The sequence below is a fragment of the Flavobacterium sp. FlaQc-52 genome (genome assembly GCF_044007495.1).
Taxonomy (GTDB): domain Bacteria; phylum Bacteroidota; class Bacteroidia; order Flavobacteriales; family Flavobacteriaceae; genus Flavobacterium; species Flavobacterium cupriresistens.
This window is the reverse complement of the sequence record NZ_JBIPCV010000007.1, coordinates 193,281-206,689: the sequence shown is the minus strand read 5'-3', so window position 1 is coordinate 206,689 and position 13,409 is coordinate 193,281. Positions and strand designations below refer to the sequence as shown.

General features: G+C 34.8%; 10 protein-coding genes. 2 read left to right on the top strand and 8 right to left on the bottom strand.

What is annotated here, in order from left to right; all coding sequences use genetic code 11:
* Nucleotides 1-303 precede the first annotated feature (303 nt).
* A complete protein-coding gene (locus tag ACHRV5_RS13895) occupies nt 304-3,087 on the top strand; it encodes a chondroitinase family polysaccharide lyase (RefSeq protein ID WP_395427157.1) in 2,784 nt (927 codons plus the stop codon).
* A gap of 378 nt (nt 3,088-3,465) precedes the next feature.
* Here ACHRV5_RS13895 and ACHRV5_RS13890 read toward each other — a convergent pair whose 3' ends face one another.
* From ACHRV5_RS13890 to ACHRV5_RS13860, 7 genes are all read right to left on the bottom strand, one after another.
* Entirely contained in the window at nt 3,466-4,746 is a 1,281-nt protein-coding gene (locus tag ACHRV5_RS13890) for a TolC family protein (protein ID WP_395427156.1), read from the bottom strand.
* Nucleotides 4,747-4,821: 75 nt separating this feature from the next.
* A complete protein-coding gene (locus ACHRV5_RS13885) occupies nt 4,822-5,961 on the bottom strand; it encodes an ABC transporter permease (protein ID WP_395427155.1) in 1,140 nt (379 codons plus the stop codon).
* A 108-nt stretch (nt 5,962-6,069) separates the two neighbouring features.
* Entirely contained in the window at nt 6,070-7,005 is a 936-nt protein-coding gene (locus tag ACHRV5_RS13880; RefSeq protein ID WP_395427154.1) for an HlyD family secretion protein, read from the bottom strand.
* 14 nt (nt 7,006-7,019) lie between these two features.
* The gene (locus ACHRV5_RS13875; RefSeq protein ID WP_395427153.1) at nt 7,020-7,742 is read right to left on the bottom strand and encodes an ABC transporter ATP-binding protein; all 723 of its coding nucleotides are present in this window, start codon (nt 7,740-7,742) and stop codon (nt 7,020-7,022) included.
* 102 nt (nt 7,743-7,844) lie between these two features.
* Nucleotides 7,845-8,258 carry a DUF2141 domain-containing protein gene (locus ACHRV5_RS13870; RefSeq protein ID WP_047773769.1) on the bottom strand — a complete coding sequence of 138 codons (414 nt, stop codon included), beginning with the start codon at nt 8,256-8,258 and terminating at the stop codon, nt 7,845-7,847.
* Nucleotides 8,259-8,304: 46 nt separating this feature from the next.
* Nucleotides 8,305-9,222, bottom strand: coding sequence for a DUF6268 family outer membrane beta-barrel protein (locus ACHRV5_RS13865; protein WP_395427152.1), 918 nt, complete (start codon nt 9,220-9,222; stop codon nt 8,305-8,307).
* A gap of 107 nt (nt 9,223-9,329) precedes the next feature.
* Nucleotides 9,330-10,223 carry a helix-turn-helix domain-containing protein gene (locus ACHRV5_RS13860; RefSeq protein WP_395427151.1) on the bottom strand — a complete coding sequence of 298 codons (894 nt, stop codon included), beginning with the start codon at nt 10,221-10,223 and terminating at the stop codon, nt 9,330-9,332.
* A gap of 358 nt (nt 10,224-10,581) precedes the next feature.
* On the opposite strand from ACHRV5_RS13860, the gene ACHRV5_RS13855 reads away from it, so the two are divergent.
* Nucleotides 10,582-11,346 carry an META domain-containing protein gene (locus ACHRV5_RS13855; protein ID WP_395427150.1) on the top strand — a complete coding sequence of 255 codons (765 nt, stop codon included), beginning with the start codon at nt 10,582-10,584 and terminating at the stop codon, nt 11,344-11,346.
* A gap of 720 nt (nt 11,347-12,066) precedes the next feature.
* Here ACHRV5_RS13855 and ACHRV5_RS13850 read toward each other — a convergent pair.
* Nucleotides 12,067-13,347, bottom strand: a complete 1,281-nt coding sequence (locus ACHRV5_RS13850; RefSeq protein WP_395427149.1) for a DUF2130 domain-containing protein — start codon at nt 13,345-13,347, stop codon at nt 12,067-12,069.
* Nucleotides 13,348-13,409 lie beyond the last annotated feature (62 nt).

The window sequence follows — 13,409 nt, the reverse complement described above, 5'->3', positions numbered from 1 at the left end:
ATGCCAATCACTTTCGCTTTTGACACGATCGAAACATGCCGGTAAAGTTCTTCAAAAAGAAAAAACGGCTCTTTTGTAAAAAAATCGTATAACGAATCGGTAGCAGAAAAAATAGTTGTATTTTTCCAAAATAATTCCAAAGACAAAATTTAGTTACCTATTTAGTGGTTAAACACTTTATGTAGGCAACTAAGTTTTGTCTTTTTTTTTTGGTTTTTTATTCTCAGGTAGTAACGGAGTTTCGATTTCGGTTCGTCATAAAGAATAAAATGTAATGTTTAATCATTCAAATAATAATCAAACATGTGTAAAAAATCTAGTGTAGTGGCATGGCTAGTTGCCTTAGTGTTCAATTTGTCTTATGCACAAACCAGTGAGGTAAATAAAATTAGAAAAAAATATCAGGATTGGCTGACGGACGAAAATGTCGATTATACCAAAACAGAGGTAAATGAAAGGTACAATCGGTTTTTGAAAAACGGAATCGCCGCCAAAAATTTATCCTCTTATGATTTTGCTAATCCCGGTCCGGTATGGGATTTTACCCAAAGTACAGATCAAAGTGCTTATCAAGTGTTAGTTGAACAAAAATTAATTAGATTAGCGTTTTTATATCAGCTAAAAGGATCGGTAAATAGTCCTAACCCGGATTACCACAGTATTGTACTTAAAGATAAGATCTTATCTCTTTTTAGCTATATGAAAGCAAAAGGGATTAGTGGTAGCACTAACTTTGCATATCGGTCAATTCCTGCTACTGAAGAAATAATTACCAGCCATTACGGAGTTTGTTTGCGCTCATCAGGTTATGCTACTGCCATTTTTTTAATGAGAGAAGAGTTAATTGATGTTGGTGAGTTTGAACATCACATGGGAGCACTTAACGCTCTTACCACTTTTATAGCACCCGGATATCCCTATTTCAATTTTACCAATCCCGGATTTAATTCAGATGTAATTCGTTCCTCAGTTCAACAGCGACTTTGTTACGTACTTGCACAAGACGATTCTGATATAACAAAGCTTGATAATATGGATTTTCTAAAAAGGTTTATTGATAATGCATTAAAAATCAGTAATGGATGGAATGATTGTATTAAACCTGATTTTATTACTTACCATCATAGAGGTGCCTACTCAAATTCATACGGAGTTGAAGCTTTACAACAATCTTCTATTCTCAACATGATGCTTAAAAATACGGCTTATGAATTAAACACAACAGCGCAAAGTAATTTAAAAAATGCCATTCTAAACTATAGTAAATTTAGTAAGGATTTTGAAGTTCCTTTGGGGCTTGCCGGAAGATTCCCAACGAACACTGCTGTACTTGATGATTTGAGACAAGCTATGGCCTTTTTATATGTAACAGATCCAATAACTAATTTAGATGCAGGAAAAGAGTTTGTTCGATTATGGAATCTTTCTTTTACTGCCAATATCGCATTGCTTAGACAAAATGCATTGTCTATTACACTAGTCAATACTATTGGTGGAGTGAGGGATATTTTACAAACTTTAAATTCAGGAATTACCCCTTCTTCAGAAATAACCGAAGGACAATTTAATTTTCCATACGCAGGTTTGAGTGTGCATAAATATAACGGTTATCAGGCAAGCGTAAAAGGAACAAGTAAGCACATTTGGCATTTCGAAAATTCAGACACTGAAAATATTTTTGGAAGATATACTTCCGCCGGAGCTTTGGAGTTATTAACCTCGGGAAATCCGGTAAGTCGCAGTTCAAATGGTTATGTAGAAAACGGTTGGGACTGGTCGCATGTACCGGGAACTTCAGTTGCTTATCTTCCATTGAGTGTACTTGGAAACGGGATTTCGAGAGAAATGAACGGCAAGTCGTTTTTAACTCATGCCTCTTTGGATGATAATGGTGTTTTTGGAATGGATTATAAAGATATAAACTCTGCTGGAGGCATGACAGCTTTAAAATCTAATTTCTTTTTTAAAGACATAATACTTTGTCTGGGATCTGATATCAAAGACACAAACGGAACTTATCCCATTCATACCACTTTATTTCAAACAGCACTTGCAGATACCAACACTGCGACTTATGTAAACAATATAACAGCTACAGGTATAAATTTCACACATACACAAACAGCCGGTTCTCTATGGGCTACTGACGCTGTGGGAAATGGATACGTACTACCTGAAAATTCAAACAATACTGCTGAGATAACGATTAACAGAACCACACAAAATTCACGAAATAATAGCAACACTTTGGATACCAATGGAAATTTTACCACGGCATTTATCAATCATGGTATTGCGCCTGTCGATGGAAAATTTCAATATGCCATCGTGATGCAGGGCGGTCCAATTAAAACAAAACAACTTGCGGATAATTTTTCTTCTTATTTTACGATTTACCAACAGAACAATCAGGCACATATTGCCGAATACAAACCGGATGCTATATTTGGTTATGTTATTTTTGATCCTGCCAGTATATTGAATTATGATGTAGTAATTAGTGTAAACAAGCCGGCAGTTGTAATGACTCAAACAATTGACAACGGAAAAAAATTAAAAGTAAGTCTTACCAATCCAAATTTAGGTTTATTAGGCGTAAATGAAACCTACAATTTGAGCCAGATTAGCAGTCAGAATTCAATTCTTAACAGCGTTCCGCAAGCTGATTTGGTTACACTCACATTAGTCGGTAACTGGGATTTAGCATCCCCTTCAAATAAGATTACTATCGCGGAAAATGGTGTTAATACCAATGTTACCTTTAGTACAATCAACGGATTAACCATTCAAACGGAATTAGTACAAACCACATTGGGAATTAATACTCCAAATAAGGAAACATCCAATGAATTTAAAGTAACTGTTACGCCCAACCCTTCAAAAACGGAATTTAAAGTACATCTAACAGGAGATTCTACAGACCCCGTTTTTGTAAATGTATATGATATTTTAGGAAGAAAGCTAAACACGATAAAGTCTAACAATATACAAACAATAATAATAGGTGCTAATCTGCTTCCAGGCGTATATCTTGCAGAAATAAGTCAAGGTAAGAATGTGAAAAAAGTTAAATTAATAAAACAGTAATTAATTCAAGTTGGTGGTTAGAAAAATAAAAAAGGAAGTATCAAAAATGAGGAACTAAATATGGAAGTCAAAAAAGGCGAAAATGTTATTTTTTGTTTGTAGAGTAGTGGCGGGTAAAATACCATTACTTCGCCACTACTTTCTAAAATCAATAGTATCAAGCTGAAAAATACAGCCACAGAAATGTATATCTATAAAAAACAAGCTCGGGTGAAATACAAACAGAGAAATAGCAGTTTTCTAATCTGTTCTGAATATCTGTTTTTTTGCAATTAAACAGAACCGAACTCACAGCGGAATTATAGAAACAGTCAAATAGATAGGTGCTTAAAGAACAATGTTTTTCTTTATGAAATTTGCTATTAATTCTCTTCAGTCTTACAGGACTAATTTTCCTGCTGCTTTTTTCCAATCAAGCCAGGATACGATCAATTGCTTTTTAAGTTGATTATGAAACAGTTCCAGATTTTGCAATTGAATCTCTTTGTCATTTAGCTCATAAAACGATATTTGATCAAACTTATACCGTTCTTGGTAGATTATCACAATCTCAGAAGTGAGCTTACTATTTTCGCGCACTGTTTTTAGCTGTTCCAGGATATTAGTGTATACAGTAACAGCATTTAAGGCATTGTATTTACTTTTATTCAGATTCTCTGTAATTTTATCATTATTCTGTTTTTGCTGAAACTTTAGCTGATCTATTCTTTTTGCCGTGTTCTCTCCGAATAAAACAGGTAACTTCAGTGACATGCCGATATAGCTATTTCCATACCAGCTATTTTGCTGAAAAGGATTCATGTTTTCTGTAAATTGATCGGCTCCTAAATAACCATTAATCGCAATCAAAGGACTATATTTCGTTCTTTCCAGTTTTTTTTTGTTCTCCAATACTTGATTTTGCGTTTTTAAAATTTCAATTGGAGGCAATGCTTCAATTAGACTTTCATCCAGATTAGTACTACTTTCATCCATGCTGTATTTTTCTAATGTTACAGAAGAAGCAATAGAAGATTCGTTTCCAATAACATACAAGAAATATTGTTTTAAAACCAATATGTTATTTGCTGCATTGCGATATTTTTGAACGGCATTATTGTGCGTTACTTTAGCGTCGTTTACGGCAACTTTTAAAACTCTTTTGTTTTTGTATTTTTGGTTAATAGTCTCCAAACTCAATGCTGTCCGGGCAGTATCACCAACAGCTTCATTTTCTTGTTCTTCAGCTACCAATATGTTTAAATATACTTTTGAGACTTCATAAGTCAGTTCCAGCTTTGCTTCTTTTTCATTTAAAGCGGCTAGTTTCTCCTGCAGTTTAGATTCAATTATTAATTTTGAAATAGAGATATCCAACAGTGGTTGTTGTAGCAAAACACCTGCGTTTTGAGAATAATTAGCCCCTAATTTTATTGGAATCATGCCATCAGATGATACACGGGAATTAAAAGCTTCGGCCGGTATAACACTTGTAGCAATAATTGGATTGTATTGATAATTATAATTCAACGCTACTCTGGGCAAATATTTTGCATTTAATTCTTTTGTCTTTAATTGATTGATTTTATGTTCTGTTTCCAACGAAGCCAATAACTTTCTGTTCTTTTGTGCCGCTTCAATTGCTTTATCTAAGGTCCATGTCGGGTTTTGTGCATTCATTTTAAAAAAGCATAAGAACAGAAGACATCTTATAAAACAGGTAGGCATTGAATTATTTTTCATTATAACAATTTTTTAACCCCTAAATACAGAGGCAGGTTCTACATTTTTTATTCTTCTAATAGCAAACACGGCCCCGAAGAGCGAAATAGAGAAAGTGATGGTTAGAATGGAGAAAAGTATTATTGGACTAAAATCTATCACTATTCCCGTTTGGTACATTCCGTTTTTAAAACCCAGTAAGAAAACAAGGGCAACCATAAATCCAACAACAGCAAATAAAGTGGCTTGTGTAAGGATCAATTTTCTAATGTATGAATCAGTAGCGCCAATTGCTTTTAAAGTTCCATAATCCTTAATTCTGTCAAGTGCCGATGAATACATCGTTAAGCCAATGATAAAAAAACCTGCTATAATGGCAAATCCCACCAAAGATCCTGTACTGGCACCTAAACCTGTAGAAGCCAAAACACTCTTTATCGTTGATGAACTCAAGGACGACGTGCGCCATGCTCTTACTCCGTAAATAGAACGATTAATTTGATCTACGATCTGATCTACATCTTCCCCTTTTTTTACATTTACCATTAAAGCACTTATATCAGTCGAAGAAATACCACTGTAAAACCTTGCCCTGTCTATTGTAGTGTACATCAAATAACCGCCCCAACCTCTTATTCCTTTTGTTTGTAAAGTGATAACGGCTCTTTTTCCATTGATTTCAAAATAGGTTCCAACATTTGACGACCCTCCGAAATTACTTCGGTCAAAATAATCTGCAGACACACCCGCTTCCTGCAATAAATCCGGAAGTTTTCCTTGTATGATCTTGGTACTATCCGGACCTGCCTTAAAATAAGGGAATTCACTCCCTATAATATTTACAACAGCACTGGTTCCATCAGGAAATTTTGCCTTACCGTTTGTTACAACGATTGGAAATGCTTCTTTTACACCAGTCAAACTCTTGATCTCTTTTTCTTTTCGGATATCAATCAAACTAAGCTGATTGGCATCTGTCGTCTTATTATCAACAACCCAAATATCTGCGGTTGTATTTTTTACCAACACGCTCATTAATCCTGTCAAAAAATTAAATGTTCCAATTTGTTGTCCGATGAGGAAAGTACTGATTACTATTCCAACTACTACTCCTATGCTTTTTGTCTTATCGAAACGGATAAACTTCCAGGCTGTTTTGATACTAGATTTCATACTTAGCGTATTATTTGTTTCTATTGAAATATGGAACTCGTGTATCTATATTGGCATTTGGAGCCAGACAGAATTTATACTCTTGCCATACTTGTTTGTGATTCGTAATTAATTGGATGTTTGAATAACACATTCAATTCGGGAATTAATTAAGTACTTCGTTTGGTTTTTCAATAGGATTTTTATTTCCCGGACTCTCCTGTCTTCCTGATCTCCTGCTTTTTCAGAAAAAATAGATTTACGTTTAAGTGCCGAAGAAGCAAAAATTACAATACCCGAGCCAATCGTTTTATTGGAGCCGATTTGGCGAATAATGGCTTTTTGACCTTTTTTAACCTTGTCAGCAAACAACTCATCAATTTCACACGTAGCAACCAATTTACTTTTCGGAATAAAATCTGCAAAAGACTGATTTGGTGATAATGCAGCTCCTATCGTTGCATTCATTGTCATAATTTGTCCATCGTCCAATGCTTTTATCAAATACTGTTGCAACTCCTTGTTTGATACTTCCAGTTCTTGTTTAATTTCTTGAAGTCTTGAGTTTGCGATCAGAATCTTGCTTTGCAGTTGTTCTAAATTGGTTTGGAAAATTTTAGTTTCTGTTTCAAGATTATCGACGTTTTGTCTTGTTTCAGCACCCTTTTCTTGCAGGTTTTTCAAACGTTCTAATTCAATTTGTTTGTTAGCAATATTTATTTTGTGCTCTTTTAAATTCAATTGCGCCATGTTTATCTCAACTCTTTGTGTCTCCATACGACTTTTAATCTGCGCTTTTTTTGCATCCTGAACAGAATGCTCTAATTCGATAATTAAATCATCTTTGACAATTACATCATTTTCTTTTTTATGGATAGCCACAACAACACCACCAACTTCTGTTGCCAATGAAGATAATTTCTCATCCGGTTCAATACGTCCCAGTCCTACAATAGCTGATGAAGCAATTTCCTGGGCAAAAGCTTTCTGATCGGGTTTTGCTTCTTCTTTTTTATTGCAACTACAAAATAGTATGGCTATTAGATAAATAAAAGTATATTTCATTCTTTATATTTTGATTAATGATTCTTTATAAATGCTGTATTTTCGGTCTCAGTTGCAATTCCATTATCTACATAAATAATTCTGTCTGCAAACTCCCTAAGTCGCATATCGTGTGTAACTACAATTACACTTTTTCCGTTTTGAGCAAGTGCTTTTAATTCATTCATTACCAGACCGACACTTTTAACATCTAATGCAGCCGTTGGTTCATCGCAAAGCACAATTGGCGGATTGGTTACCAATGCTCGTGCAATAGAAACTCTTTGTTGTTGGCCTCCGCTTAGCATTTTGGGTAGGTTTTTCATTCGATCTTTCATGCCTACTAATTCAAGCGCTTTTTCTGCTTTTTTTCTGGCCTCAGTCTCACTCATATTCATAAGTTGCAAGGGCATCATTACGTTTTCTAAAGAGTTAAGTGGCGCTAAGAGATTAAAACTTTGAAACACGAATCCAATTTTATTCAACCTCAAAGCCGATAATTCCTTAGCCGAAAGTGTATTTATGTGTTGACCATCTATAAAAACATCTCCTTTTGTTGGGTAAATAACACAGCCTAATAGCGATAATAGTGTAGTTTTTCCTGAACCGGAAGGACCGATTATTAAGGTAAGTTCCCGGGTTCTAAACTGAATCGTTGTTGCTTTTAAAGCTGTAATCAAGGTGTCACCGGTTTGATACTCTTTGCAAGCACCCTTTACCTCTGCAATAACCTTTTTTTTAGAAGTGATCTCTTCCATAATTTTATGTCATGATTTAAGTTTGCTTAAGATAATTGTACTGTTGGAAATGCCTGTCATTTCATAAAAGACAGGCTTTTTTTAAGCTAAGATTTCAAATTCCTAATAAAGATTTATTTTAATTGTAGCGTCATTATTTAAAATATAAACAGCGCAATCTCGAAATGTTGGTGCCCCACCGTCCGGTAGAAAATTAGTACTGTTTCCGACAGGCTCTTTGGGCATTCCCAGCCAATTGCTGTTTAGTTTTCCATTAGTATCCAAATCCTGAAAAACAGTAATAGCATAGGTCCCTCTTGGTAAATCGATTTGAAATTTCATAGTCTCCTGATTCACTTTTTGGACTTTGGTAAAGCAGGCTCTTTTAAGAAAATTTTCCTTTTTATCGTAGACATTCAGTACAACAGTCCCTTTTCCTTTTTGAACATTGTATACATCAACATTCGTTTTTACCTGTTGTGCATTTGTAAAATACGATACTCCCAATAACAGGATACTTAGAATAGATTTTTTCATTTTCTCTTTTAATTTTATAGTTTTTAATGTGATTCTATTTGCGTAATTATTTCCCAAAACGATAGCTCAGCATCATTTTTACATAGGGCATTTCTTTTGCTTTATAATTACTAATGGTATCATTCTGAGCATTAAACAGTGTGTATTTGTTGGCAAAACCTAAACCTCCTTGCAATTGCAACCAAAAACCATCAAAAAGACGCTGATTAATTTGCAGACCGCCATGAATAGCCGAAAACTGAGCATAATCGATCTCTTCTCCTTGATAATTCTTGTAGTTTTGTAAATTGTGAAGTGTCCAGTCAATCGATCCTGCCAGACCAACTTGCGTATTATTGCCCAGATTTCTGAAAATATTGACTCGTGGCCAGTATATTTGAGCAAACCACTTACCATTATTGCTCTTATAATCCAGAGATAGAGCAGGCGTTATTAAAAATTTGCCAAAAGCATACATGACATGAGGGCCAATCCCGATTTCTAGATTTGATTTTTCTCCAAACTTTCTTGAAACTCCAAAAATGCCATCGAATACCATATCATTCATCGAAAACGAGTTTTTAAAATCAGAAGCAATTGTGGGGATAAAAACGCCAAAGGCAGCCCATCTTTCTCCAAAAGGATGTCGTACAACAAGGGTAGGTTTGATTTCTTGTATTTTCGTGATGTAATTCGGACTAATTTCAATATTCCTATCAAATGTAAAGTCTAAAATTCGATAGTTAATTATCCCAAGAATTCGCGTTTTTCCAAGTTTAAAAGAGGGGATGGGCAACCAGAAATCGTAAGTAGTATAGTTGAATTTATTTCCATAGTACGGATCTACAGCTGACAAATTCTTAAAGCTACTTTTTCCATTTACAGTGATGCCAACCCCGGCGCCATCTGTTATTAATTGAGAATAAAATTTATTTGGAAGGCAAATAAACAAGGTCAGTAAAACCAATGACAGTACTTTTTTCAAAATAACATTTATTAAATTTAAACACACAAGCTGTATCAGCTCTCTAAGATTTTCTTAAGGCAAAGGTGCAGTTAAAACAATAATTGTTACTAGGATTTAGTTTGCCGTTACTCGGACAAATCGTGCGTAAGCGAATTTCGGTACTGAGAAGGAGTTGTACCGGTTATTTTTTTGAAAAGTCGTCCAAAGTAAGAAGGATCTTCGTAATTCAATGCAAAAGCAATTTCTGAAATATCTTTAGTCAAATCTTGTAGAAGGATCTGGCTTTGCAGGATACTAACATTGTTAATCCATTCCTTTGGAGCTATTCCGGTGGTTTGCTTAATGCACCTATTGAGATAATTTACAGAGATTTTTAATTTATCGGCATAAAAGGTTACCGATTTATTCTCCGTATGATATTTATAAACCAGCTCTTTAAAGGAAAAAGTGATCTCATTACCACGGTGCACCGTTTTATTGAGTTCTTTATTTGAAAAAATAATTTTCTGGAAAGCTGCCTGCATGAGTGAATAACAAATTTCGATATTGGAATTTTCATTGCGAAATTCTTGACTTAACAAGCAAAACAAAGAATTAAGCCATACACTTGTTTCTACAGGCAATTTAAGAACTGAATTAGTGGCAAATATCTGTATCAACTCCTGTTTCGACAAAATATGATTGAGGACACTCTCTTCAAATAAAATAAAATGTCCCGTTATAATCTGGTCAATTTCTTTCATTGCGGTGATATGTCCTTGTTTGACAAACAATACATCATTTTCAGTTATTGTTATCACCTCATTATCTACTTGCTGTTTTGCATTGCCTTTGGTAACATGAACAATAAAATTATAATCGGGTCTGAAAAGTGGGGTTGGAATCTGGAGGTATTCTGTTGTAGTATTTAAATCATAGATCTGCAAAGGAGTTTTTAAGAAATCAAAGTCCTGAGAAGCATCAGACATAAATTGTCTTGGGAATTCTTCTGATGAAATAATTTTAATATTCTTACCCATACCAAAAACTTAGCTGTTGAGCTACAAACTTAAGAAACGGTTCTGTTACATCTGTAGAATAAAGTCAATTAAAATTATCCGATTCGCAAATTGTAAAGATTTATTCTAAGCGGTTGCAAAACCTTATTTGGAAGAATTAATTCAACCTAAAATTACTCCAAGTGTCGTTCTTGAGAAAAGCTTTTTAATAACACGGATTGTTGTTTTTATTCTTTTTCTTATTTTAATTTTGCTTCTGTATTTATCCCGTTTTTCTTAAATTTAACCAAATTAGACCTAAAAAAATCTTAAAAAAAGGATGCGACCGATTTTTGGCTCGATTTTTTCAAGTGTGAGGTCATAATAAAAATTAAATGATATGAAAAAAGTACTTTTACTATGTGTATTAATGTCCGTGATGTTAAGTTGTAAGTCGGTGGCGGTTAAAAATTCAAACACAAAAGAAACAACTTCTACAACAAGTTCCGAAGAAGAAGAGGGTTCTGTTTATTTTAAAGCTACTGGAAATGAACCATTTTGGGGATTGAAAATAGGAAAGGAGAAAATTGTCTTTACGTCGCTGATTGAAGGAATGGAAACCATCAGTTTTGACGCTGTAGAGCCAATCAGAGCTATGGATGCTAATGTGAAGATGTATAAAGTAAATAATGGAAAAATTACAGCAACAATTACTACACAACAATTTGATTGCCAGGATTCAATGTCAGGAGAGGTTTCGCCTTATACCGTTAAGATTGAAATTAACGGTAAGACTTTAAATGGTTGTGGTAAATACATTACCGATTACCGTTTGTACGATATATGGGTGCTAGAAGAGTTAAACGGTAAAAAAGTGACGCTTTCAGACTTCCAAAAAGAACTGCCAAGAATTGAGATTAATTCAACTGAGAATAAATTTATGGGTTTTGGAGGTTGTAATTCTATAGGAGGAACTATCTTTTTTGAAAAAGGAGTATTGAGATTTTCTAACGTCGCTTCGACTTTGATGGCTTGCGCGCCGGGAAATAAAGAGGCTGAATTTGTGAAAGCATTACAAAGCACTAACACGTATTCGATTGGAGATCTTAGACTGAGACTTTCTAATCCTGACGGAACCTTGTTGGTTTTCAGAAAAGTAGATTAAATAAGGTCTTTTTTAATAAATATAAATTTTGCCATTCTGATTTTCGGGTTAGAATGGCAAAATTCGTTTTGGGTATAAAAGGAAGTGGGTAAATAGTATGCAGACTGTATAATTAAGGATCAAGTCCGAAAGCTATAGGGAAGTAAAAATCTCGCAGAGTCGCAAAATCGCAAAGTTTTAATGAAAAAACAGAAAAAAACTTTGTGGCTTGGCGTCTTTGCGAGATCGTCAAAGCGAGAAGTTGGAAAATTAGTTACTTAAAAAGCTGTGGCGAAAAAGTATAAGATCTGTTACTTTTAACAAAAGAAATTTCTAAAAATTATTCCACAACTTTTTAACTTGATTCGAAATTACAGAACTACAAGATATTTGTCCCTCCACAACAATATGTCTTGACCCATAATTAATTTAAGTTGCTAGTTGTTTTAGGTTTGAAATTAGACCGCCTATACCTCATTTCTGAATTATAATAATGTAAGTTTCCAGTAAAAATTAAGATATTTTCAAAAGTATCGTTTTGAATAGCCTCCTGCTTCAGCTGGAGGATTACAAGTAGTTCAAGATTTAATGGCTTTAGCCGAATTATGCCCTGGTTCTTTGGGCTAAAGCCAATGATTCAGCTCTCAATCATATACCTCCAGCTGAAGCAGGAGGCAAATCAACCCTTTTGTGCTTTCGTCAAATAGGATCAACTAATTATTAACTAGTAATTTGAATTACTTATTCTAGTTCTTTTGTTTTTTCTTCTTCATCGTCTTCGATAAAATCAAGCTCTAAAGCTCTTACCGTTTGTACCGCATTTCCGGCAATACCACGAATTGAACCGTACATGCCTAAAGTATTGTGAACCACTTTTTCGATCTGCTTTTCGCGTTGTTTCCAAATACGTTGCATCGCTCTTTTCTCTGAATCCAGATCACTTTGCATTTGGGTAAAGCCTTCTACAATTCCTTCTACTTGTAAGCGAAATTCATTGCTAGTTAGAAAATCATACAACATCGACATTTTGTCTCCTTTGTTTTCCTGTGCCTGAACAGCCTGACTAACTTGTATTAAAGATTGGCGTAAAACGGCACTTAAACCTTTAAATTCTTCGTAGGTGCAGATCCAGATTCCGTCACGCATGCCCATTCGATCCATTCCTGAAGGCATAACTTCTGTAACCAAAACCCCGATATTGGCTTTTTTGGTTCTAATGTCGTTTTTAAACTTCTCAATCCAAGCGGGCTGAAAGGCTTTGGTTCTTTTGCTTTCGTAATAAATAGAGCCACAATTTTGCAATTCGCGTGTGTTTACAATCTGCAAACAATCGGCTCCGTTAGCACCTTTTTTTACTTCGTCGATAGTGTCTAACGGGAAATTATTAGCCAGCCATTCTTCGATTGCCAGTTCCATTACCTCGCCTTGCAATTGCATAGAACCTTGTTCCTGCTTGCGTTTCATTTCTTCGATCAGTTTTTTTTGATCGTCGGATTGTTTTTGGTATTCTTTTATTTTTAATTCGTTTTTTTCTTCTTCCTGCTTTCTGATTTTATCTCTTTCTAAAAGCAAAGTGGCGTTAAGCTGTTTCTGTGCTTCAGCTTCGATTGCTTCTTTCATTTCGAGTTTTTCCCGTTGAAGTTTGGCAATTTCGCCTTCCATCTTATTAAGTTCACGGAGTTTTTCTGATTTCTCGGAAAGCTCTTTTTCCATGGCAAGCAAACGATCTTTGTTTTCCTCGTCGAGTTTGGTTTTCAGCTTTTCAGTGATTTCCTTTTCGGCCGTTTTTTTCTCGCGTTCCAGACGTTCTGCGAAAAGTTCATTTTCCTGCTTCTTTTTAGCCTCAAATTCTAATTTAGCTTTTTCGAATTGCTCGTTTTTAAGCTCCAATTCTTTGGTTTGAGCAGTGGCTTTTTGCTGATACTCTTTGCGAATGCTGTCTTCTAACTGGTGTTTTAGAATGTCATTGACATCGATAGTTGTTCCGCAGTTTGGACACTGAATTGAAGATTGCTCGGCCATTTTTATTGATTTTATTGAGGTAATGTAATTTTCTGCTAAGGTATTTAAAAGTTAAGGCTTTT